General features: G+C 48.0%; 19 protein-coding genes and 2 pseudogenes. 13 read left to right on the top strand and 8 right to left on the bottom strand.

Annotation, left to right across the window (positions count from 1 at the left end; translation table 11 throughout):
- The first annotated feature begins 52 nt into the window (after nucleotides 1–52).
- Nucleotides 53–1,228, top strand: coding sequence for an alanyl-tRNA editing protein (locus tag GCU48_RS06820; RefSeq protein WP_152379504.1), 1,176 nt, complete (start codon nucleotides 53–55; stop codon nucleotides 1,226–1,228).
- A 9-nt stretch (nucleotides 1,229–1,237) separates the two neighbouring features.
- On the opposite strand, the gene GCU48_RS06815 is transcribed toward GCU48_RS06820, so the two are convergent.
- On the bottom strand, nucleotides 1,238–1,939 hold the full coding sequence (locus GCU48_RS06815) for a YoaK family protein (RefSeq protein ID WP_152379503.1): 702 nt from the start codon (nucleotides 1,937–1,939) through the stop codon (nucleotides 1,238–1,240).
- Nucleotides 1,940–2,107: 168 nt separating this feature from the next.
- Between GCU48_RS06815 and GCU48_RS06810 the strand changes: the two genes are divergently transcribed.
- Nucleotides 2,108–3,013: a DUF1835 domain-containing protein gene (locus tag GCU48_RS06810; protein WP_152379502.1), complete on the top strand. Its 906-nt coding sequence runs from the start codon at nucleotides 2,108–2,110 to the stop codon at nucleotides 3,011–3,013.
- A 34-nt stretch (nucleotides 3,014–3,047) separates the two neighbouring features.
- Here GCU48_RS06810 and GCU48_RS06805 read toward each other — a convergent pair whose 3' ends face one another.
- A complete protein-coding gene (locus GCU48_RS06805) occupies nucleotides 3,048–3,566 on the bottom strand; it encodes a DJ-1/PfpI family protein (protein WP_152379501.1) in 519 nt (172 codons plus the stop codon).
- 154 nt (nucleotides 3,567–3,720) lie between these two features.
- Between GCU48_RS06805 and GCU48_RS06800 the strand changes: the two genes are divergently transcribed.
- The gene (locus GCU48_RS06800) at nucleotides 3,721–4,158 is read left to right on the top strand and encodes a winged helix-turn-helix transcriptional regulator (protein WP_025719419.1); all 438 of its coding nucleotides are present in this window, start codon (nucleotides 3,721–3,723) and stop codon (nucleotides 4,156–4,158) included.
- Nucleotides 4,159–4,245: 87 nt separating this feature from the next.
- Here GCU48_RS06800 and GCU48_RS06795 read toward each other — a convergent pair whose 3' ends face one another.
- Entirely contained in the window at nucleotides 4,246–4,581 is a 336-nt protein-coding gene (locus GCU48_RS06795; RefSeq protein WP_152379500.1) for a winged helix-turn-helix transcriptional regulator, read from the bottom strand.
- 255 nt (nucleotides 4,582–4,836) lie between these two features.
- Here GCU48_RS06795 and GCU48_RS06790 point away from each other — a divergent pair, with 255 nt between their 5' ends.
- From GCU48_RS06790 to GCU48_RS06775, 4 genes and pseudogenes are all read left to right on the top strand, one after another.
- Nucleotides 4,837–5,946, top strand: coding sequence for an FAD-dependent monooxygenase (locus GCU48_RS06790; RefSeq protein WP_152379499.1), 1,110 nt, complete (start codon nucleotides 4,837–4,839; stop codon nucleotides 5,944–5,946).
- 71 nt (nucleotides 5,947–6,017) lie between these two features.
- Nucleotides 6,018–6,782, top strand: a complete 765-nt coding sequence (locus GCU48_RS06785; RefSeq protein WP_007432264.1) for a GTP cyclohydrolase II — start codon at nucleotides 6,018–6,020, stop codon at nucleotides 6,780–6,782.
- A complete protein-coding gene (gene ribD, locus GCU48_RS06780; protein WP_152379498.1) occupies nucleotides 6,779–7,888 on the top strand; it encodes a bifunctional diaminohydroxyphosphoribosylaminopyrimidine deaminase/5-amino-6-(5-phosphoribosylamino)uracil reductase RibD in 1,110 nt (369 codons plus the stop codon). The genes GCU48_RS06785 and ribD overlap by 4 nt, the downstream gene beginning before the upstream one ends.
- 499 nt (nucleotides 7,889–8,387) lie before the next feature.
- Nucleotides 8,388–11,494 (top strand): annotated as a pseudogene (locus tag GCU48_RS06775) (glycosyl hydrolase).
- 180 nt (nucleotides 11,495–11,674) lie between these two features.
- On the opposite strand, the gene map reads toward GCU48_RS06775, so the two are convergent.
- The 4 genes and pseudogenes from map to GCU48_RS06750 form a co-directional block, all read right to left on the bottom strand.
- Nucleotides 11,675–12,421 carry a type I methionyl aminopeptidase gene (map, locus tag GCU48_RS06765; RefSeq protein WP_152379495.1) on the bottom strand — a complete coding sequence of 249 codons (747 nt, stop codon included), beginning with the start codon at nucleotides 12,419–12,421 and terminating at the stop codon, nucleotides 11,675–11,677.
- Between the two features lie 7 nt (nucleotides 12,422–12,428).
- Nucleotides 12,429–13,013 (bottom strand): TetR/AcrR family transcriptional regulator, encoded by a 585-nt coding sequence (locus GCU48_RS06760; protein ID WP_025719425.1) that lies wholly within the window; start codon nucleotides 13,011–13,013, stop codon nucleotides 12,429–12,431.
- A gap of 443 nt (nucleotides 13,014–13,456) precedes the next feature.
- A pseudogene (locus GCU48_RS27695) lies at nucleotides 13,457–13,768 on the bottom strand (IS110 family transposase); the annotation flags it as partial.
- Nucleotides 13,769–13,880: 112 nt separating this feature from the next.
- A complete protein-coding gene (locus tag GCU48_RS06750) occupies nucleotides 13,881–15,101 on the bottom strand; it encodes an IS110 family RNA-guided transposase (RefSeq protein WP_152379494.1) in 1,221 nt (406 codons plus the stop codon).
- A gap of 1,080 nt (nucleotides 15,102–16,181) precedes the next feature.
- On the opposite strand from GCU48_RS06750, the gene GCU48_RS06740 reads away from it, so the two are divergent.
- Nucleotides 16,182–17,300, top strand: a complete 1,119-nt coding sequence (locus GCU48_RS06740; RefSeq protein ID WP_152379493.1) for a slipin family protein — start codon at nucleotides 16,182–16,184, stop codon at nucleotides 17,298–17,300.
- 77 nt (nucleotides 17,301–17,377) lie between these two features.
- Here GCU48_RS06740 and GCU48_RS06735 read toward each other — a convergent pair whose 3' ends face one another.
- Nucleotides 17,378–17,665, bottom strand: a complete 288-nt coding sequence (locus GCU48_RS06735; protein ID WP_244316108.1) for a chemotaxis protein CheW — start codon at nucleotides 17,663–17,665, stop codon at nucleotides 17,378–17,380.
- Nucleotides 17,666–18,010: 345 nt separating this feature from the next.
- Between GCU48_RS06735 and GCU48_RS06730 the strand changes: the two genes are divergently transcribed.
- From GCU48_RS06730 to deoB, 5 genes are all read left to right on the top strand, one after another.
- Nucleotides 18,011–18,946 carry a DNA-binding transcriptional repressor DeoR gene (locus tag GCU48_RS06730; protein ID WP_025719428.1) on the top strand — a complete coding sequence of 312 codons (936 nt, stop codon included), beginning with the start codon at nucleotides 18,011–18,013 and terminating at the stop codon, nucleotides 18,944–18,946.
- Nucleotides 18,947–19,154: 208 nt separating this feature from the next.
- Complete coding sequence (gene deoC / locus GCU48_RS06725) at nucleotides 19,155–19,817, top strand: deoxyribose-phosphate aldolase (RefSeq protein WP_152379492.1); 663 nt, start codon at nucleotides 19,155–19,157, stop codon at nucleotides 19,815–19,817.
- 32 nt (nucleotides 19,818–19,849) lie between these two features.
- A complete protein-coding gene (locus GCU48_RS06720; RefSeq protein WP_025719430.1) occupies nucleotides 19,850–20,245 on the top strand; it encodes a cytidine deaminase in 396 nt (131 codons plus the stop codon).
- Nucleotides 20,246–20,322: 77 nt separating this feature from the next.
- A complete protein-coding gene (locus tag GCU48_RS06715) occupies nucleotides 20,323–21,501 on the top strand; it encodes a NupC/NupG family nucleoside CNT transporter (protein WP_152379491.1) in 1,179 nt (392 codons plus the stop codon).
- Nucleotides 21,502–21,530: 29 nt separating this feature from the next.
- Entirely contained in the window at nucleotides 21,531–22,715 is a 1,185-nt protein-coding gene (deoB, locus tag GCU48_RS06710) for a phosphopentomutase (protein WP_208811970.1), read from the top strand.
- Nucleotides 22,716–22,735: the final 20 nt, after the last annotated feature.

Genomic DNA, 22,735 nt, shown 5'->3' with positions numbered 1-22,735 from the left:
ATCGTATAGCGACGTTTTTTAAAATTTGATGCCTAAAGCGAGGAGCTTCTAAATGACGACAAAATTATACTACGCTGCCCCGAATCTCACGGAGTGGGACACACATATTACCCGAAGTATGGAAAGAGATGACAAGTATTTTGTCATGCTGGAGGAAACGGCTTTTTATCCACATGGAGGGGGACAGCCGTGCGATACAGGAACTATTCAGGACATCCGGGTGATGGATGTTTTTCTGGAAGAGGGGGAAATCTGGCATCAGGTAGAGCATATGCCGGAGGAAACGAAGGTGGCCTGCCGTTTGGATTGGGAGCGCAGATTGGATCATATGCAGCAGCATAGCGGACAGCATTTGTTGTCAGCGGTTTGTCTGGAGCTGTTGGGCGCGCGGACAGAAAGCTTTCATTTGGGACAAGAGTACGCCACGATTGACGTCAATTGTTCGAATGTAACATCGGCGCAGCTATCGGCAATCGAGCAGGAAGTGAATCGGCAAATCTACAGTAACCGCAGCATAAAAAGCTATTTTGTAACCGATGAGCAATTGAAGGATATCCCGCTCGTGAAAACGCCCAAAGTGACGGAAAATATTCGGATTGTTGAGATTGAAGGCATTGAATATAATGCCTGCGGTGGCACACATGTGGCTCAGACGGGGGAGATTGGAATCATCAAATGTCTGAAATGGGAGAAGCAGAAGGGCATGGCGAGAATCCATTTCAAATGCGGCGCTCGTGCACTTCAGGATTTTAACGAGAGTGTTCGGATTCTGGACGTATTATCTGCGAGGTTCAATACCGGACGAAAGGACATTTTGACCCGATTTGAAAAGTGGGAGCAGGAGCACAAGCAGCTTAAGGCGCAAATGGAGCTTCTGCAGAAGGAAAATGCTTCGTATCAGTCGAAAGAATTGCTCGCTACGGTTCAGGGACACGTTCTTGCTCATATGTTTGAACAAAAATCGTTTCAGGAAATACAGCAAATGGCTGCCAGGCTGACAGCTGAACATGATTTGCTTGTTTTATTCGCCACAACAGCAGACAACAAAATCATTCTGACCCATAACGGCACACAGGCTGTCGCCTGTGGGACATTTTTTAAGGAGAATCTGGGCTCATTTCAAGGGAAGGGGGGCGGCAGCAACCAATCAGCTCAGGCCGCATTCCCATCCCGCGAGGATCTTTTGAATTTCTTTGAAATGGCCCAGCGCCAGTTTGTTCAGGGGTAATACACAGGCTTAGTGACGCAGGGGCAGCTTCCACTTCTCTTTTTCCGTAAATAAAATAAAAGAAAAAATGAGTGCAACAACAGCGCCCCAAATGGCTTTATCCCCAATCGTCAAAGTCAGAAATCCCCCCAGCAAAGCACCGACCAAAAAGGCTGCCAGGATGACACCATAACGCATCGCTCGAATGGCAGCGTTCGTGTCCTTGGTCGTTATGGCGATATACACAGCCTCTGAAGCGGATCGGAGGTTTCCGGTGCTGACCGTCGAGGTGTACGGCACATCAATGAGCTTGCGGAAGGAAGTCATTTGTACGGAAGCGACGAACGAGACGATCACCACTACTACCGTATTGGGAACTCCTTGCGGAATCAGTCCCACGATGAAAAAAATTGCAATTTCCAGTAAAAGAATAGTGCGGGCCCAGTCCGGTGTTAGACGGTGGGTCGATTTTCGCTTGATCCCTTCAGCAATAAAAACGCCCAGCGAAAAGGCGATCAAGGGCGGGATATGAACTAGCGCCTGAACCCAGCTTCCCTGAATGATTTTGACAGCCAGCAGTACGATATTGCCTGTCTGTGCGTTGGCGAATACGCCATCTCTTCCGACAAAGGTATATGTGTCCAGAAAGCCCCCTACTAATGAAAGTAAGGCGCCCAGTCGTAACGATTCGGACGTTACCTGATGTAAATGGATTTTGCCTTTCATAATCACGGCATAAGCCTCCTATGCTAAACGTCGATTCTTCCAAATTAGCACGACAATCCAGAACCGTACAATTAAATTAGTCACTTCAGCATGAAAGACAGGTGCAAAAGGAGAACAAGTAACATAAATTACTGCTGATAGGTATAATGCAAATTACAGAAGAGGTGAGACGGAATGAAGCTTCTAGAGATGACCTGTTGGGAGCCTGATTCTAAAGGAACACAGGTACACATCGTGGTAGGTGATTCTTTTGCAGGGAGTATGAAAATAGCGCTCAAACAACTTGGATGGGAAGACACTCATCGAATAATTTCTTTTCGGGATAATTATGCGATCGGTCCACTGTGGAAGTTACAAGAGGAAATTGGTCGTAGCCATAGACGTGAATGGTTTAGAGATCATATTTATGATGAATATGGCGAATACGCTGAATTGGATGATTTTCTACTAATGGAACAGTTTGCTGCTATTTCTGCACAGGCGGACATTACAATCTGGACAGGGAACAATGCACCAGAGCAGGTGGGACTCCGTTTGGCCATGTATCTGCTGAGAAATATGCCTAACCCTATACGTATTAAAAATGCTGCGGACGCTTACAGCCACGAAGTTAGACGGCGGGATACTACAGGTTTAAGATCAGCTGAGATATCTGCAGACCAGCTGAAATCCATTGTAAACAAAAGCGGCAAGGGTATTCCATTAACGAAAGAAGAAAGAGGACGATTGGTGGAGGAGTGGTATGAGCTGTCGCTGCAGCCTGAAGTACTGCGGATATGGAAGGATAGAGAGATCGTTAACGTAGCCGAAGACTACTATGACGTCTATATATTAAAAAAGGTGAACAAGCTGCATCAGCAGCAACCTCAACCAGATTTTATGAAGTCTGCACGAGTGATTGGAGAGGTCATAGGATATTTGGATCAACAAATAGGGGATGAGTTTTTTGAATATCGACTCCGATACCTGGCTTATAATGGACAATTGGAAACCAAGGGCATTCCAGGAGCCATGAGGCGGTATAGTATTAGAAAAAAGGCATCTCCAAGCCCAATGAAAAATGGACCTGAAAATGCCTGATTGTATGACCTGCTCTCGTGATTTCTAAGCTAGTTTATCGCAGGGCTTTAACGAGGGCTTCGCCAAACTCCTGAGCGCCATCTGGGCCATCGGCTGTAATAATGTCACTATGCGCAACGACATGCTGAGCCACATATTCGGCTTGATGCGATTGGAGTTGATCCTTCTGTACGTCCACCGGATAGCATGCAGCCGTTCTGCCGGAGAGCAGTCCGGTTTGAACCACGGCTACAGAGCCTGCGCAGATACCGGACAATAGAATGTTTTGCTCATGGGTTTGTTTCAGCAGAGCTTGGAGGTCTGCATTGTTCCACAGATGATCATTTGTTCCTGATCCACCGATTACAGATACCACATCATAGTCCGTAGGGACTGCGTCTGTGAATATAAGCTCAGCGGTCGCTTTACCGTTGTAGTCACCGATAATTTCACCTGTTCTTGTACTAGCCAGTGTCACCGTAACGCCTGCTTGCTCTAGCGCTTCCTTGGGTTTAAACAATTCATCCTCATTAAAGCGCTCTGGGGGTATAATAAAAAGGGCTTTTTTACTCATACTTTATTCCTCCTTGAATGTGAAACGATATCTATTATTGTAGGATGGCTTCGTCTAGCTGTGAAGAATGCACTTTCAAGTACGGAGGTTACCTGTAGGTTACTGTTAGGCTTAGGCTGTAAGAACATGATGAATTAAAAGGAGTTAACGATATATGTCTGATACGCTAAGAGAAGAAATACGGGAGAAGATCGTCAACGGAGACTATAACTGTGAAAAGGAATTGACCCTGTCGGTGTTAAGCGGAAAGTGGAAGGTTGTTATTTTGTGGCATTTGGGTGTGGAAGGGCCGCATCGCTTTAGCGATCTGCAAAGGCTGTTTCCGAAGCTGTCACATAAAGTGCTGACCAACCAGCTGCGCGAGTTGATGGAGGACGGTATTGTACATCGGGAAGTATATCCAGAGGTGCCCCCAAAGGTGGAGTATTCGATGACCGATCTGGGAATGACGATTTTACCGATTGTAGAGATGATGTACGACTGGGGGAAAAAACGGGTGCAAGCCATCCGTGAGGAAATGCAACGCGGCGGCGATGGAAGCGTTGATGGGAACTGCAATGGTAACCTTGTAAATCATGAAAAAGATACATAAGTGAAATGTCTTATAAAGAAATAGAACGCCTTGCGTGATGAGTACGAATTGTACCCGGCAAAGGCGTTCTTTAGCATGTTAGGCGGATCATTGCTGTTCAATTGCTGGCACAACTTCAATCCAGCGGGTAGCCCAAGTACCGATATGGTCAAACAATGGAGCTAAATCGCGTCCTTTATCCGTAAGGGAGTATTCGATCCGAACCGGCTTCTCAGGGTAAACCATACGTTGTATGATTCCTTCTTCCTCAAGCTCCTTCAAGCGATCGGAAAGGACCTTCCCGCTTAAATTGGGGATTGAATTCTCAATAGCGACAAATCGTTGCGGACCATTAATTAGTTGAAACACGATTAATACCGTCCAACGTTTGCTCAGTAGCTCCATAGCTTTTTCAAACCGTGGGCACATTTGCGGAATGTTCATAAGATCACCTCATGCTCCTATTATTAACGATACACTGTCAAAAGTAAACTACTTTACTTTGTATAAATTTATTACTTGACGAAATTGAATGATATAAATATACTTTGTTACATAAAGTAACTCGTTAGATTCGCTACGGACATTTATATATGAATGCTTAAAATTTGAACTTATTTTAATGTTATAATGATGTAATTAAATGGACAGGTACGGACTAATTGTTGAGGTCATGGTTTGGGCGCAGGGGGAAGTCAGATGAAGCTGAAATGTGAAGTGTGTATAGTTGGCGGGGGACCGGCAGGGACTTTGTTGTCCTGTTTGCTGGCGAAGCAGGGTATTTCTACAATATTGGTTGAGCGGCAGAGCGTGGCGGGAAAGGCCTTCCGCGGTGAAATTTTAAATGATGAGGGTCAGCAGGTGATTCAAAAGCACAGGCTGCTTGAACAAATTCATGAGGATTACATTCTTGCCTCAACGAGAATCGAATATTGGGAGCATCAGCAGCAGATGAAAACGGTCAAGCCGGGCTCAGCAGACGGGAATGTGGGGATTCACATTCCACAGCCTCGCTTTTTGGAGGCTCTGCTGAGACAGGCTTCAACGTATGAATCCTTCCGTTACCTGGCTGGCACGACTGTGACTTCATTGCAAGGTGACAGCGAGCAGGGCTACACGGGTCTGACCGCCCGTGACCAGAGCGGCTGTGAGATTACAATTCATAGCTCTGTGATTGTCGGGGCAGACGGTCGCTATTCAACGGTGCGCAAGCTGGCACAGATGCCTGCAACGAACATTCGGCACGGCTATGATCTGCTATGGGCGAAAATCACAGCACCTGTCGGATGGGAGCCTGTCACACGTCTTGCGCTGGTCAATGGACGGCAGCTGTCTTTATTCTCACAGGCTGAGGGCTACATCCAAATTGGCTGGAATGTGGAGGAAGGCAGCTTTTCGAGCCTGTTTAAGCAATCTTTTGAACCGTTCATCCAGCTGATGACGGAGGCTTTCCCAGATCTGGAGCATAGTGTGCATGATCACATTCGTTCATGGAAGGACTTCGTGCCGTTGGATATTTTCAGCAGCCGCAGTGACACGTGGACGCTGGGCGGACTGGTCCTCATTGGAGATGCGGCGCATACCATGACACCTACCGGAGCTTTTGGCCTGAACGCAGCCTTGAAGGATGCCGATGTGCTGGCGAGTGAGCTTCTTCGTTTACGTCAGGAGGAGGGATACACCGCAGCGGGCTTGAAGGCGTTCGAAGACGGACGGCGACAGGCCGTGACCGAGCTTCAGGAACGGCAGCTGACGATGGAATCCACGTTTCATGAACATTTTTTACCAGCAGTTACCCCAACCATGTAAATCAGCGATTAGGCTTTGAATAACCGAGGCTTCCGGATAGATAGAGCTTATATAAAGGATGGTGCAGAGAGATGAACCAAAAAGATGTAGCTACGCTACTTAACGATAAAATTCAAACGATTCGTGGAGAGCAATCCTCGACGATTTTGGTAGGACCGATCAAGCTGCCAGTTAATTTGGAAGGAGAAACCGTTGTTTTCCAATGGTACTGCTGGTTGCCTGTACGGGATGAGGCAGATCGTCAGGACTTGCTGAACGCAACCGCTGACACAATTGTGAAGCGATTGTCGACACTGAATTTGGCAGAGGGACAACAGTCAAGTGTACTGGTATATGGTGATCTTCAACAGTCGGAAAATGCACTTGTTCGTATGCATAGTATTTGCCATACTGGAGATATTTTTGGCAGCAAGCGTTGTGATTGCGGATTTCAGCTTCACCAATCCATGAAGATGATTGTGGAGCATGGAACAGGTGCATTGTTCTATCTGGCCAATCATGAAGGTCGTGGGATCGGTTTGTTCAGTAAAGCAATGGCATATATTTTGCAGGAGGAAGGCATGGATACTGTCGAAGCCAACCATCAATTGGGCTTTGAAGATGATACCCGCAATTATGTGGACGCCATCAATGTGCTGCGTCACCTGAGACAAAAACCGGTAACATTGATTACAAATAACCCTAAAAAGCTGGATGCCTTGAAAAAATCGGGTATGAATGTGGCGGGTCGTATGCCGCTGTGGGGCGATGTATCGCAATATAACGAGCGGTATTTGAATACAAAAGTGGAACGGTCCGGCCATTTGCGGGATTTCGATTTCAGGGAGGTTCTATGACCACTCAGACCATTCACGAAAAATATATGCGCCTGGCGTTGGAAAATGCCAGAAGTGCCAAAGGGCAGACAGAACCGAATCCGCTCGTCGGATCAGTGATTGTTAACAACGGTCGTATTGTTGGGATTGGCGCTCATTTGAAGCCCGGCGAGCCACATGCGGAGATTCATGCTTTGCGTATGGCGGGTGAGCATGCTCGGGGAGCAACGATTTATGTAACGCTGGAGCCATGCTCCCACCACGGACGGACAGGTCCGTGTGCAGAAGCGATTGTGCAGGCTGGTATTCGCCGCGTGGTGATCGCTGCACTGGACCCGAACCCGCTCGTTTCGGGCAGAGGGGTACAGATTTTGAAAGATGCGGGCATCGAGGTCATTGTCGGAGTATGCGAGCAGGAATCCATTCGTATGAATGAAGTGTTTAACCATTATATTGTAAGCAAGCGTCCTTATATTACGATCAAATCAGCGGTGACGCTGGATGGTAAAATTGCCACCCGAACCTCGGAAAGCAAGTGGATTACGTCCGAGGTGGCACGGGAGGATGTGCATCGTCTTCGTCATGAGCATGTAGGCATCCTGGTCGGTGTGCAGACCGTGATTCATGATAATCCGCAGCTAACGACACGTTTGCCGGAAGGAAGGAATCCGATTCGTATCATTCTGGACAGCACGCTGCGTATTCCGCTTGATGCTCGTGTCATTACAGATGGAGAAGCGCCCACCTGGATATTTACAGGACGTGTTTATGATGAAGACAAACGAAGCCAGCTGGAACAGCTTGGTGTAAAGGTATATTCGACACTGGATGCAGACAGTGATCGGGTTAGTCTGCCGCAAATGCTGGATATTTTGGGTGCAGCGGAGGTGTCTTCGGTGTTCGTGGAAGGCGGTGCCGAGGTGAACGCTTCGTTCGTACAGCAAGGACTGGCAAACAAGCTTGTACTGTATATTGCGCCGAAGCTGGTTGGAGGACGTGAAGCACCGGGCTTTTTGGGAGGAGAAGGCGTGTCAGCGATGAGCGAAGCGGTTGGGCTACAGGATCTGAGCGTGACGCAGGTTGGCGTGGATTTGAAGATAGAAGGGTATTTTGAGCGGAAGAAGTGAGTGAAATTGTGGTGAGGGAGGCTCCGCCACAAAGTAACTCATTTTTCCGAATTGGTGTGGAGCATGGTAGAAGGGGAAGAGGACTTTCAAAGACTCAAAGACTTAAAGACTCAAAACTTATAGATTCAAAAAGACTGAGGATCTGAAGGGCTGGAAGCCTGGAAGATTCTTTTTTTTGTATACTAAACCTTTATTAGGGTGAATGGTTAATGGGATGAACAACTCATGGGGTGAATGTTTTATGGGATGAAGCCAAAGGAAAGAATGGATGTAATTTCCCAGAATGAATGGTGTTCCGGTGCTCCGGGAGGATTTTCGGGCTTTTCGTCCTGGTTTCTTTTATTTTTTTAGAGACTTTCGCCTCGTTTAGTTGAAATATAGAAATGAAGGATTGACCTAGAAATCAGGATAAAGCACAATGAAGTTGAATCTGAATTGGAATAAAAGGGAAAAACCTTGCAGTGAAAGGGGTTAGCGAATTCTAAGGAGGAGGTAGGCTATGAAAAAATTGCTGTTATGCTTGTTAAGTGCCAGTCTGGTATTTTTAGCTGCACCGGTTTCTACTAAAGCCTTTTCGGGTGAGGTCACGCAAGGTGCTGGTTCATATTCAACCATACTGCCCGCTGGAGCAACAACTCCGCAGAATGAAATTTACAAAACAGGGAATGTATCCGGTCCAATGCCCACCAATGACTGGTGGAGCAGTCTAGCCTGGGTTCCCTACTCCGAGGCCCAATATCCGCACCCCCTTGCCTTGAAAAATCAGCAAAACGGGCTGCGCATTTTTAACCCGAGCGGAAAAATTACTGTAAATCCGGGGTACATCGCAGGTTGGATGGATGATGTGAACGATTTTACCATCGGCCATTCTGTAACCGCTTCATTTCCTGATGCCAAGGTGGACGGCTTCAGCGACTGGTTTGTCAAATCATTATTTCAAAGCGGAAGCAATAAAATGAGTGCTACCTATGGACACGGCTCTCCATATGTTTATTTTGAGTTTGGCGGCGGAAATCCCAAGCTCTCGTTTAATAAGGTACCTGAGGTTTGGTTCGGGTCTTCCACCACCCCTGTGCTTGGCATTACGGTCAATGGTTCACACTATGGCCTGTTTGGTCCTTCCGGCAGTACCTGGTCCGGCTTGGGAACGAGCACACTGACCAATAATTTGAACGGGAAAAGCTATTTTACGGTGGCAGCTTTGCCTGACAAAACAGAGGCCACATTGAACAAATTCCGGCAATACGCCTATTCCTTTGTCACAGACTCCAAAGCACAGTACAGCTATAACGAAACCTCTGCCGAGTTAACCACCACCTTTACCGTTACTACAGCCGCGAAGGAAGGTACACAGGGCGGTACTATTTTTGCCTTATATCCGCATCAGTGGAAAAATTCTTCCCAACCCTTGCTGAACTACACATATAATTCTGTACGCGGCCTGATGAAAACAGCGGAAGGTACTTCTTTTCAAACGAAAATGAAATTTACAGGGGTGCTCCCTTCCCTGCCCGACTTGGGGTCCTACGATAAAAATACGCTGAACAGCTACATTAACGAAGCGAAAGCCGAAACCTACTCTGGCAATGAAGACACGTACTGGATTGGAAAACGTCTGGGCAAGCTGGCAGCTCTGGCACCGATCGCCGACCAGGCTGGCAACACTGCTGCAGCGACCCAGTTCCGCAATGAGATCAAAAGCCGGCTGCAGGACTGGTTTAAGGCCAGTGACAGCTCGGGGAATCTGAAAAGCTCCAATCTATTTGTGTATAACAGCAATTGGGGGACATTGATTGGTTATCCCGACAGCTTTGGCAGTGCAGTGGAATTAAATGACCATCATTTCCATTATGGCTACTTTATTAAGGCTGCAGCTGAAATTGCACGTGTGGACAAAAGCTGGGCATCCAATGCCCAATGGGGGAAAATGGTGAATCTGCTCATTCGCGACATCGCCAATACCGACAGGTCTGATTCGCAATTTCCGTATTTGCGTAATTTTGATCCCTATGCCGGGCACACCTGGGCCTCCGGCCATGCCAAATTTGGTGACGGCAACAACAATGAATCTTCCTCAGAGGCGATGAATGCCTGGGCCGGTCTAATTTTATGGGGCGAAGCGACGGGAGACACTCGAACACGTGATCTGGGCATTTATCTATATACAACTGAAATGAATGCGATTAACGAATACTGGTTTGATGTGAAAGGCACAAACACTCCCACGGGGATGCAAAGCGCTACGGCGAGCATGATTTGGGGCGGTAAAACGGTGGGAAATGCAACATGGTGGACCGATAATGCTACAGAGGTGCATGGCATCAACTGGCTGCCGATCACCGCTGCATCCTTGTATTTGACGCAATATCCGGAGTATGCAGCTAAAAATTATAACGATCTGCTGCAAAAAAGCGGAGGTAATTTCAATCCGTGGGAAGATATTGTGTATATGTACAGAGCGATTTCGGACCCGTCCGATGCGAAGGGCAGATTCAGCACACGCGCAGCGAGCATGACACCGGAAGCGGGTAATTCCAAGGCGAATGCATATCACTGGATCTACAATTTGGATGCTTTAGGCAACATCGACCGCAGCATCACCGCCAATTCACCTATTTATGCCGTATTTCATAAAAACGGAGTAAAAACCTATGTAGCCTACAACTTTACAAACCAGGTCAAAACCGTAACCTTCTCAGATGGGCATAGTATCACTGTACAGCCGAATAGCTTTAATACCGGAAATGGAAGCGGCGGCAATCCGCAGCCTGATACGAAAGCACCATCCATCCCCGCGAATGTGCGAGCCACGGCTAAAACGGCTTCGGCGGTCACGCTGGAGTGGGATGCAGCCACAGACAATGTTGGTGTTACGGGTTATACCGTTTATAAGGACGGGATTCAGACAGCAGAGGCCAGCGGTACTTCTATTTCCGTTACAGGGCTGAATGCAGCCACCACTTACAGCTTTACCGTTAAGGCTCGCGATGCAGCCGGCAACCTATCTGCGGCCAGCAATGCTGTAGCCGTAACTACGGAAGCATCCTCTGACGGTGGGAATGACGGGGGCGGAGAAACGAAGGATTACACCGCACAAGCCCGCTTTGTCAGCGACAGTGAAGCGCTGCTTCAATTTACGCCCAAAACAGCCTCCGCCTATGTTGACGTGCATTATACTTTGCCAGGTGGACAACAGCTCAACTACCGGATGACAAACAACGGCGGCGTCTGGGAGCAGCGGGTTACAGGCCTCGCCATCGGGACCGTTGTCAGCTATTGGTTCACCTATGAAAAAGCGGGATTGCAATATGATACCCCTTCATTCAGCTATACACACCAGGCTTCCTCTACAACGACAGGGGTTTCCAGGATTTCCACCACGAGGCGTTGATCACGTTCCAGCCGAAGAGTACATCGGCATTTGTAGATGTCCACTATACCGTGTCCGGCGGCACTCAAATGAATTATCGCATGAAGAACAACAATGGAGCCTGGGAGCACACGGTCAGTGGACTTTCAGCTGGTCAGGTCATTAGCTATTGGTTCACCTATGAGAGCAATGGCTTGGCTCATGACACCCCTAAGGCGAGTTATACCCATCTATAGGCTAAAAGCGTTCTAGTGGATCAGGCCCAAGATACGAATGTGACAGGTTGTCAGGAGAAAATTCAATTTGAAGATGGGAACGGGATATCGTTTACGCGATCACCTGTAATGAATAAAGAAAGCTGTTATGCCGAATACGAAAAAAGAAGTCGACCTTTCGTTGATCGACCTCTATTTATTCTATTGCGCGGTCAAAATTTGTGGACCTTCAGCCGTGATGGCGATCGTATGCTCGTATTGGGCGGCAAGCTTGTTGTCCATCGTCCGTGCGGTCCAGCCGTCCGGATCGATTGTCATGAAGTAGGTGCCTTCGGTGATCATGGGCTCAATCGTGAACACCATACCTTCCTTGATACGGAGGCCTTTTCCGGGCTTGCCGACATGCATATAGGTCGGCTCCTCGTGCAGGTCGCGGCCGATGCCATGGGCGAGAAGGTCGCGCACGACGCCGAAACCGTGTGATTCCGCATGCCGCTGAATCGCGCTCGTCACGTCGCCGAGTCGATTGCCGGGCTGCGCCTGCTCGATGCCCAGGTCAAGACATTCCTTCGTGACGCGCATCAACTTCTCGGCCGTCGGCGAGATCTGCCCGACTGCATAGCTCCAAGCCGAATCGCCGAGCCAGCCGTCGAGCTCCGCGACCGTGTCGATCGTCACGATATCGCCTTCCTCAAGTGGCTTATTGCTAGGGAAGCCATGCGCGATCACGTCGTTGACGGAGGCACAGGTCGCATATGGATAGCCCTTGTAGCCCTTCTCGTATGGCTTGGCGCCGTGCTTCAAAATAATATCCTCGAATATGCGCTCAATCTCGTTCGTTGTGATGCCCGGTTTGATGAGCGGGGCAATTGTACGATGGCATTCAGCCACCACTCGGCATGCCTTGCGGATGGATTCGATTTCATGCTTGCTTTTTAAGATGATCATGTTCGTATCAGGACTCCTTCGTAATAGCTTGCATAGCGAGTCGGGCGATTCGATCGACGTCCAGGTCGGAATTGCCCGCATAGTAGTGCAGCCCACAGCAACCGACCAGTACGGCAAGCATATGGTCGACGCTGTCGTCTTCGCACTGAGCGATCAATTGGAGTGGAACATACAGCCGTTCCATAAATTTTCTTTTGGCGTGGTGTCGATCCCTCTCAGGCAAGCCAGCATAATGTTCCGCCGCCATTTTGTAGACGAGATAAGCGCGGGCGTCCGACTGCCACAGCCGGAGCAGCGCTTTACAATACGTCAACAACTGCCAGTCATCCGGGGGGCTGCCGCTGATGTTCGCCCATTTTGCGATAACTTGCTCGCATCGCTCGAAGCCGCTTCCTAACACATCTTCTATTAATAAATGCCGGTTGGGGTAATAATGGTATACTGTGCCGTAACCAAGCCCTGCCTCGCGGGCAACGTCGCGAATATCAAAGCTGCCGCCCGTGCGAAAGTAGGAGCGAGCGGCGACATCCAGGATCTGTTCTCTGCGCTGCATACGTATGAGCTCATTTTGTTCTTTGGTACGGGGGCACATGGGTGTTAAAACCTCCTTAATATAGACCTGCAAATTTGTCGATACAAAGATAGTAACGTATGGGGCGGAGAAATGCAAAAGAGATTTGTTGGTGTTCGATGAATGAAGTACTGAAAAATAAAGAACTAGACCGTAAAAATAAAGTTGTAGACTGGGCGCTGGCGTTAACCTAACGGGAAACATTAGTTCAATGAAACAGCGATAGCAAAGGACTTTATTTTCTTGTCCTTTGCTATCGCTGTTTCAATTTTCTAAGGCAAGTCTAAAACTTATTTTATGGAGTCTGACGGTATGGCAATTCGAAAAGCCGCGTGGAATAAAGACATCCAGTCTATCCTGAAAATATCGCTCCGTAGAACACCTAAAAAAGGCAACAAGAAAGCGACCCTCCGGCAAACAAAAAAATAGCCAGGGGCATTAGTAATGTATGGTTTGCATAACGATCAGGAAGCTGCCGTATTCACAGTAATTGATACACCTAATGACTCCAGTTTCTTAATGGAATGCTTGATGATCACATCCCGTTTTCGTTTCTCGTAGTAGGTTGGACCTAGCTCGATGTAGGGTTGTTTCCGCTTAAGAATATAGTAAACCATAGATAATATACTGTGTGCTACTGCAACCGTCGCTCGGTTAGCTCCCCGACGCGCGGAAATCCGATGATACTGGCTGGATAAATACGTTTCTTTTGTTCTAGCCGCAGCCTTCGCAGCTTCTACAAGCGTACTTCGGAGTTTCTTATTTCCTTTTCGCGTCTATCCTGAAAATATCGCTCCGTAGAACACCTAAAAAAGGCAACAAGAAAGCGACCCTCCGGCAAACAAAAAAATAGCCAGGGGCATTAGTAATGTATGGTTTGCATAACGATCAGGAAGCTGCCGTATTCACAGTAATTGATACACCTAATGACTCCAGTTTCTTAATGGAATGCTTGATGATCACGTCCCGTTTTCGTTCCTCGTAGTAGGTTGGACCTAGCTCGATGTAGGGTTGTTTCCGCTTAAGGATATAGTAAACCATAGACAATATACTGTGTGCTACTGCAACCGTCGCTCGGTTAGCTCCCCGACGCGCGGAAATCCGATGATACTGGCTGGATAAATACGTTTCTTTTGTTCTAGCCGCAGCCTTCGCAGCTTCTACAAGCGTACTTCGGAGTTTCTTATTTCCTTTTCGCGTCTTGCCGGACAATCGTTTTCCGGCGCTTTCATTCTGACCCGGACACAGCCCTGCCCAAGAACATAAATGGGCGGCGGAAGGATACTGATTCATATTAGAGCCAATTTCGGCTAGAATAGTCTCTGCTGTTCTTCGTGCCACACCTGGGATGGTGTCAAGCAGTTCCAAGTCTTCATCAAAAGGGAGCATGCGCTTTTTAATTTCCTCATCCAACCTGCCAATCTCTTCGTCCAAATAATCGACGTGACGGAGCTGAGCTCCCAGCATCAGTTTCTGATGAGGGCCCATTAAGCCGTTCAATGCTCGCTTCAAATCCGCTTTTTTGCTTTTCAACTTTCGTTTTGCAAGATCAGATAAAGCTTCAGGATCGGTTTCGCCAGCAATCATCGCCTCAATCATTGCACGTCCTGATTTCCCAAGCACATTGCTGGCAACCGAGGAAAGCTTGATGTTTGCTCCTTCCAGCACCTTTTGAATGCGGCTGACTTCCCGAGCTCGCTCTTCGATGAGACTACGGCGGTAGCGAATCAATTCCCTCAGCTCTCTTTGCTCGCGATTTGGGATAAAGCTACCCTTCAATAGACCATGCCGGAGCAATCCAGCAATCCATTCCGCGTCTTTGACGTCAGTCTTGCGTCCCGGAACATTCTTGATGTGCTGGGCATTCACAACAAGAGTCTCAATCTCCTCAAGCTCCAACAGGTTGTAGATTGGTTTCCAATATGCTCCAGTGCTTTCCATCGCTACATGAGTGCATTCCTTGACTTTGAGCCAATCTACAAGCAAAATTAAATCGTCGGTCATCGTGCCAAACGTACGGATTTCTTTACCTTCAGGCGTGATGGTGCAGGCAACGATGTTCTTTTTATGAACGTCAAGTCCGCACACATGACTGTAAACAACGTCCATTCGTAGCCTTCTCCTTACGGCAGCAAGATTGAAGGGGCTGGTGCAACAACCACATATGGTTATTCTATCCTGCGTGCTTCCAAATTCGGAGCAACAATCTGTGGTGCACCTGGTCGTTAGGGTCAGTCTAATACTCGGGCTCGAAGCACCATTGACTGCCGACCTGCCTTCGCCAGCCGTAAGTAAATTATATCGCATACCTACCATTTTCATCATCTGTTGGTGCTGCGTTAGCGGCATGGGCGTCTAATACTTTATTTTCTGTTGACACAGGTAGCTATAAAAAGAGCGACACGGAGTGAGCCAAAAGAGCTTCTTCCGTGTCTTTTTTTTGTTTTTGTATAGGGTCGTAATACTTTCGCCATGTTCGTGAGTGAGGTTGTGCGCAATAATGATGAAGGCTGATGCAGGAAGATATTACCGAGGTGAGGATTTCTAAAGGTCCCGCAGTGCCTGCCCTCATCGGGCCAGGTATCCTGTAAATCTTGTGTATCCACCAACATTAGGGTTCGATTCCCAATCGCCTTCCAAGCGACTTCTGGTAGAGTATTCGAATGGTCGAATAAAAACAATGAAAAGACCTGGATGAGAGCATCCCATTTCTGGTCCCTATGACAGATGCCGAGGCGATGGCTATGCGGCTAGCGGATACCGGAAAGAGCAAGCGACGACAGGGCCCGCAGCTTCGGGGATACGGATTCACAGTCGATGTTGGGCTGATGAATCCCATCCTCGAAACACGGAGACAGACAGCACCTTCCTTTTTCCTCAAGCTTGGCCCCGCCGTTCACCCCGGAGGGATGCTCTGCAAGGGTCACTAACCCTGCTACAACGAATAAAAATGAAGATCCTCATTTTAAAAGTGTGTTGATTTTAGGTGGGCAGCAGCGGAGCGGTCCATTTGAATCTGAAGAAGCGTCAGCGTTCGCCTTTGCCCCTGAATTCTAACTCTATAAGGGTTCATCAATTCTAATAATTCAGAGGCAACAGCGATCGGAAGATCAAATGGATCGCGGAGCCGCCACACGTAGAAAAAAGCACTCTTTTACGTTGAGGATTTTAAATACTAGGAGTGATACCATGTTTAAGAAAATAACCATTAAATCTGATGAACGCGGACTGCTGTTCAAAAAAGGGAGCTACCACAAGTTGCTGCTGCCCGGGACTTACCTGTTGAAGACATTTCAGCAGGAGACGGTTGTGATTTTGAATGTAGGTGAACCGTTTTTTGTACCAGACCATGATATTCGCCTGTTTTTGACCGATCCCCTATTGCTGGAGCAATTGAATGTCGTAGAGGTTGAGGATCATGAATATGTCCTGCATTATGAGGACAATAAGTTCGTGGAGCTGCTGACGGCAGGAAAATATGCGTTTTGGAGCGTGCTCAAGGAACATCGCTTTGTCCATGCAGATACCCGGCAGCCTGCGATTGATAAGGCATTGGGGCAAGCCTTTTTGTCCAAGACAAAAGGCTTCTGGAAGGCACTTCAGGTAGCCAGCTATGAGCTGGGCTTCCTGTATTATGATAACGTCCTGCAAGGCGAGCTGAAGCCGGGCAAGTATTGCTTTTGGATGTCGACGGTGAACACAGAGATCAAAACGATAGATATGCGCCAGCAGCAGATGGATTTGATGGGACAGGAAATCATGACAGAGGATAAAATTACGCTGCGCCTTAACTTCGTTTGTCAATACCGTATCATTGATCCGCTGCGTGCATTGGAATTCCGGGCATTCGAGGAGCAAATGTATATTATGCTTCAATTGCTGCTGCGTGAATACGTTGGCGCCATGAAGCTGGACGATTTGTTGAAAATGAAGCAGGAAATCGCTCAATATGTCTTGACTCGGCTGAATGAGCAGAGCGGCGAATATGGAGTGACCTTTACGTCGGCTGGGGTGAAGGACATTATTTTGCCAGGGGATATCAAGGATATTCTGAATACAGTGCTGTTGGCAGAGAAGAAAGCGCAAGCCAACCTTATCACACGCCGCGAAGAGACGGCCTCTACTCGTAGTTTGCTCAATACGGCCAAGCTGATGGAGGAAAACGCCACTCTCTATCGTCTCAAAGAGCTGGAGTTTCTGGAAAAAATCTGCGAGAAGATTGGCACCATTTCGCTGACCGGAGGGAATACGCTGCTGGAGCAGCTGAACACGCTGGTTCACATGAAAGAGGGACAGGGGCTGCAATAATTGAAAATACTCCCGAACGATGAGTGCAAGCTGACTCAAGGTTCGGGAGTATTTTACATGAAAGCTTTAAAGCTTTTTTAGTTTGTCTTGGTGGAAGCGAGAAAAGCGTCCATATCCAGCACCGGAATGAGGGTACCATGATGCTCCAGCACGGTGGGAAACAGCTCGCGTTGCCACTCTTCCTCATTGCTCTGTAGCTGACTGTCCTCGGCAGAAGCTGTATCCTCCACCTGATCGACAATTAGAGCAATCTTCGCCCGGCTGAGCAAAATCATTTTGTTCTCGGAGGACTCATTTGAAGCGGGAAGCAGTAGCTTTTTTCGCAAATTGAGGATCGTAAATACGTTGTCACGGATGGTGACCATTCCTTATGCCATGCCTCGGAAAAGGGAAGCGGTGTCCCTTTCTTGACGTTCATGACTTCTTCCACTTCCAGAAAGTTTAAAGCGAACCTTTTGTCCGCCAGACTGCACACAATATACTCAGACATAGCCATTCTCCTTACATATTCAGATAAGTCTTCTACAGGGCGTTGTGAAATGACAGTAAAACGGGTTAGCTATTGCGTTTTGGCACATGGAATTATAAAGTTGAGGGTGTGGTGAAACTGTTTCAGTTAATCACAGAATATCACAAACTGGCAGTTAAATCTTCCAAAAGAGAGACTCAGGTGATGGGACTACATTTTATGATAAGCGGGTTGAGGTAGAATGGATCATGATAAGCAGCGATTAAGTATCGAGGCAGCCAGGTTATACTATCTGAACGACTATAGCCAGCAGGATATCGCGGTCAGACTCGGGGTTTCCCGTCCTACGGTATCGCGGCTGCTTCAGGCTGCCAAGGAACAGGGATACGTAAGGATCAGTATTGTTGATCCAATGGAGGATATGGATGCGCTTGGAGAGCAGCTCAAAAAGAAATACGGACTGGATACCGTGCTGGTTTGCTACTCGCCAGTCAATGAATATCAGGAGATTAAGAAGCATATTAGCAAAAAGGCAGCCGATTATTTGCATGAAACGGTCCAGGATGCGGATATTATTGGGGTAACGTGGGGCACGACGATGCATGCAGTGGCACTCCATCTCCAGCAAAAGCAGGTTAAGGGAGTTGAGGTGGTTCAGCTCAAAGGAGGCGTGAGCCATTCGCATGTCAACACATATGCTGTTGAGACGGTGAATTTGTTTGCGGAAGCCTTTCACACAATTGCACGGTACTTACCGCTTCCTGTGATTTTTGATAGTCATGCCGTTAAGAAAATGGTTGAGAAGGATCGGCACATCCAGCGCATCATTGAACTTGGCAAGCAGGCGAATATTGCCGTGTTTACGGTGGGAACGGTCAAGGAGGATGCGCTGTTGTTCAGACTGGGGTATTTTAACCAAGAGGAACAGAAGCTGCTGCAAAAAATCGGCAAGGGCGACATTTGCTCGCGCTTTTTTGACGATGAGGGCAATATATGCAGTGACGAAATCAACAGCCGTACTGTTGGAATTGATCTGCCGGATTTACGCAAGAAGGAGAAGGCTATTCTTGTAGCGGGTGGACAGCGCAAAGTGGAGGCTATCCGTGCATCATTGCGGGGCAAGTACGCGAATATTCTGGTGACGGATCAGTTTACGGCACAAGCACTTTTACAATAAGCATGTGCATCAATTCCGTGTAAACATACGGTTTTGGCGTCCGCCTATAGGGTAATGTGAACTGTAGGTGACTGTCGTATGCATAGGCTTGAACATAATTTCAAAATGTGTTTTACATATGTTCAAAGCCGTGCTATGATGGTCTCATCACAGAGAAATAAAGGACATTTGTCTTCACACTATTTATCATTGAAGGAGCGTTCAGAACATGAACATTGCAGCATTAATTGATCATACATTGTTGCGTGCAGATGCGACGAAGGATGAAATTACGAAATTGACCGCTGAGGCGAAGAAATATCAGTTTGCTTCCGTATGTGTGAATCCAGCGTGGGTAGCCTATTCAGCAGAACAACTCGCAGGCACAGGCGTAGCCATCTGTACGGTTATCGGTTTCCCGCTGGGAGCAAGCACTTCAGCAACAAAAGCATTTGAAACGAAGGATGCCATTGCTAACGGTGCGACTGAGGTGGATATGGTTATTAATATCGGCGCCTTGAAGGCACGTGATCTGCAACTTGTGGAGCAGGATATTCGTGCGGTCGTGGAAGCTGCTGCCGGTACACTGGTAAAAGTCATCATCGAAACCTGCCTGCTGACTGACGAAGAGAAGGTACTTGCATGTGAGCTATCCGTCAAAGCGGGAGCGAATTTTGTGAAAACCTCGACAGGCTTCTCTACAGGTGGAGCTACTGCGGAAGACGTGGCCTTGATGCGTAAAACAGTAGGACCTGAGATTGGTGTTAAAGCTTCTGGCGGCGTACGCAGTCTGGAAGACGTGCAAAAATTAGTAGAAGCAGGCGCAAGTCGGATCGGTGCAAGCTCCGGTGTGAAAATCATCGAGGGCGAGCAGTCTACATCTTCCTACTAAGTACTATTTTAAAGTCATGGAGGGATTCGCGGGTGAAGGATCAATTGATTCAGGAAGCGCTTGAGGCGCGAAAACAGGCATATATTCCGTATTCGAATTTTCAAGTCGGTGCAGCGGTTCTCGGTAGCGATGGCACGATTTATCGCGGATGTAATGTGGAAAATGCCTCCTACGGCCTCTGCAATTGTGCAGAACGGACGGCGATTTTTAAAATGGTATCCGAAGGCTGCCGTAAAATTGATGCGATTGCGGTTGCAGCAGACACAGCAGGACCTGTATCTCCATGCGGGGCCTGTAGACAGGTCATTTCCGAATTTGCTCATGTAGATACCAAAATATATCTGACTAACCTTCATGGCAACACGGAAGAGTGGACGATGGAAAAACTACTGCCGGGTGCTTTTCGTCCCGCGGATTTGGGGAAATAAAAAAAGAATGCCTCTTTCGAGGGCGCGTTCTTTTTATAGTTAATGTAAGCGCTTAATGTAATAAGGGGGATAATTAAATGAAATATATCATCGCTTTAGTGGGGCTGCTCGTTGTATTTGGACTGACTTACATTGCCAGCAGCGACAAGCGCAAAATCAGGTATCGTCCGCTGGTAGTTATGGTTGTATTGCAGGCAGCGCTTGCTTTTTTATTGCTAAACACAGATATTGGCGAACTTTTGGTCACGGGGTTTGCCGAAGCGTTCGGCAGCCTGCTGAAATATGCGGGTGAAGGGATCAATTTTGTGTTTGGCGGGATTGCAAATGAGGGGGCGGCACCTTTCTTTATCAATGTATTGCTGCCGATCGTGTTCATTTCCGCGCTGATCGGGATTCTGCAATATATTAAAGTCCTGCCGTTCATCATCAAATATATCGGTATTATCTTGAGCAAAGTAAACGGAATGGGTAAACTGGAATCCTACAACGCTGTAGCTTCAGCTATCTTGGGTCAATCCGAGGTGTTTATTTCCGTTAAGAAGCAAATTGGTCTTCTGCCGAAACATCGGCTGTATACGTTGTGTGCATCTGCAATGTCCACTGTATCCATGTCGATTGTGGGGGCTTACATGCAAATGCTGAACCCCAAATATGTGGTTACTGCATTGGTGTTGAACCTGTTCGGCGGCTTTATTATCGCTTCGATTATTAATCCGTACAAGATTGAAAAAGAAGACGATTTGCTGGAGGTTCAGGAGGAAGAGAAGCAGTCCTTCTTCGAAATGCTCGGTGAGTATATTATGGACGGCTTCAAGGTAGCCATAACTGTAGCAGCGATGCTGATTGGATTTGTGGCGCTGATTGCCATGGTTAACGGGATTTTCACCTGGGTGTTTGGAATCAGCTTTCAGGCGCTGCTTGGTTATGTGTTTGCACCGTTCGCTTTTGTCATGGGGATTCCATGGAGCGAGGCGGTTCAGGCGGGCAGCATTATGGCTACCAAGCTCGTATCCAACGAATTTGTGGCCATGCTGGATCTGACCAAACAAACAGGCTTGTCTGAGCGTACAATCGGGATCGTATCGGTATTCCTCGTATCCTTTGCCAACTTCTCATCCATCGGTATCATTTCCGGGGCGGTGAAGGGTCTGCATGAAAAGCAGGGAAATGTGGTGGCCCGCTTTGGTCTGAAGCTGTTGTACGGGGCGACGCTGGTTAGCGTGCTGTCGGCAACGATTGCAGGGTTGTTTTTGTAAAAAAAACAGCAAGTCAGGAAAGGATTTTTATGATGCCTAAATTTAAACGCATTCACTTGGTTGTGCTGGACTCGGTCGGCATCGGCGAAGCGCCGGACGCAGCCAAGTTTGATGATTATGATGTAGATACACTTGGTCATATCGCCCGCGAACGCGGCGGTCTGAACATGCCGAATATGGGTAAGCTTGGTCTGTCCAACATTCGTCCTATCGAAGGGATACCGGCGGCTGAAAAGCCGCTCGCGTACTACACTAAAATGCAGGAAGCGTCGAATGGCAAGGATACGATGACTGGGCATTGGGAGATCATGGGCTTGAATATTGCGGTTCCGTTCCGCGTATTCCCCGACGGGTTCCCGGATGAGCTGATTCAGCGCATTGAGGAGCATACAAGGCGCAAAGTCATTGGCAACAAGCCAGCCAGCGGAACGGAAATCATTGATGAACTGGGCGAAGAGCATGTGAAGACAGGAGCGCTTATCATCTATACTTCGGCGGATTCGGTGTTGCAAATTGCTGCGCACGAGGAAGTTGTACCTCTGAAGGAGCTTTATGAGATTTGCGAATTCTGCCGTAAAATCACGCTGGAGGATCCGTACATGCTGGGCCGCATTATTGCACGTCCGTTCGTAGGCGAACCGGGGAACTTCTCCCGCACCTCCAATCGCCATGATTATGCGCTCAAGCCGTTTGGCCGCACTACGATGAACGAGCTAAAGGATGCAGGTCTGGATGTGATCGCTTTGGGGAAAATCTCCGACATTTATGACGGTGAGGGTGTAACGAAGGCGGTACGCACCGTATCCAATATGGACGGCATGGATAAGCTGGTCACTACGCTGGATGAGAAATTCACCGGATTAAGCTTCCTGAATTTGGTGGACTTTGATGCTGTATACGGTCACCGCCGTGATCCACAGGGATACGGTCAAGCCCTGGACGATTACGATGCACGCCTGCCGGAGGTATTCGCCAAAATGACGGATGACGATCTGCTGATCATCACTGCGGACCACGGGAATGACCCAACGTACCGGGGAACGGATCATACTCGTGAATATGTACCATTGTTAGTGTATTCCCCACGTTTTACAGCTGGAGGCAAGGAGCTTGCGCTCCGTACAACGTTTGCGGATATTGGGGCGACGGTAGCGGAAAACTTCGGTGTAAAACTGCCGGAACACGGAACAAGCTTTTTGGCTGAGCTTCAATAATTATATAATCACGGACAAAT

Source organism: Paenibacillus brasilensis (assembly GCF_009363115.1).
GTDB classification, from domain to species: domain Bacteria; phylum Bacillota; class Bacilli; order Paenibacillales; family Paenibacillaceae; genus Paenibacillus; species Paenibacillus brasilensis.
Note: the sequence above shows the minus strand (reverse complement) of the source record. Positions and strands in the feature narration are given on the sequence as shown.

Coding starts and splice junctions, on each gene's coding strand:
- GCU48_RS06820 (WP_152379504.1), top strand. CDS start 53: ATGACGACAAAATTATACTACGCTGCCCCGAATCTCACGGAGTGGGAC.
- GCU48_RS06810 (WP_152379502.1), top strand. CDS start 2,108: ATGAAGCTTCTAGAGATGACCTGTTGGGAGCCTGATTCTAAAGGAACA.
- GCU48_RS06805 (WP_152379501.1), bottom strand. CDS start 3,566: ATGAGTAAAAAAGCCCTTTTTATTATACCCCCAGAGCGCTTTAATGAG.
- GCU48_RS06800 (WP_025719419.1), top strand. CDS start 3,721: ATGTCTGATACGCTAAGAGAAGAAATACGGGAGAAGATCGTCAACGGA.
- GCU48_RS06795 (WP_152379500.1), bottom strand. CDS start 4,581: ATGAACATTCCGCAAATGTGCCCACGGTTTGAAAAAGCTATGGAGCTA.
- GCU48_RS06790 (WP_152379499.1), top strand. CDS start 4,837: ATGAAGCTGAAATGTGAAGTGTGTATAGTTGGCGGGGGACCGGCAGGG.
- GCU48_RS06785 (WP_007432264.1), top strand. CDS start 6,018: ATGAACCAAAAAGATGTAGCTACGCTACTTAACGATAAAATTCAAACG.
- ribD (WP_152379498.1), top strand. CDS start 6,779: ATGACCACTCAGACCATTCACGAAAAATATATGCGCCTGGCGTTGGAA.
- map (WP_152379495.1), bottom strand. CDS start 12,421: ATGATCATCTTAAAAAGCAAGCATGAAATCGAATCCATCCGCAAGGCA.
- GCU48_RS06760 (WP_025719425.1), bottom strand. CDS start 13,013: ATGTGCCCCCGTACCAAAGAACAAAATGAGCTCATACGTATGCAGCGC.
- GCU48_RS06750 (WP_152379494.1), bottom strand. CDS start 15,101: ATGGACGTTGTTTACAGTCATGTGTGCGGACTTGACGTTCATAAAAAG.
- GCU48_RS06740 (WP_152379493.1), top strand. CDS start 16,182: ATGTTTAAGAAAATAACCATTAAATCTGATGAACGCGGACTGCTGTTC.
- GCU48_RS06735 (WP_244316108.1), bottom strand. CDS start 17,665: ATGGTCACCATCCGTGACAACGTATTTACGATCCTCAATTTGCGAAAA.
- GCU48_RS06730 (WP_025719428.1), top strand. CDS start 18,011: ATGGATCATGATAAGCAGCGATTAAGTATCGAGGCAGCCAGGTTATAC.
- deoC (WP_152379492.1), top strand. CDS start 19,155: ATGAACATTGCAGCATTAATTGATCATACATTGTTGCGTGCAGATGCG.
- GCU48_RS06715 (WP_152379491.1), top strand. CDS start 20,323: ATGAAATATATCATCGCTTTAGTGGGGCTGCTCGTTGTATTTGGACTG.
- deoB (WP_208811970.1), top strand. CDS start 21,531: ATGATGCCTAAATTTAAACGCATTCACTTGGTTGTGCTGGACTCGGTC.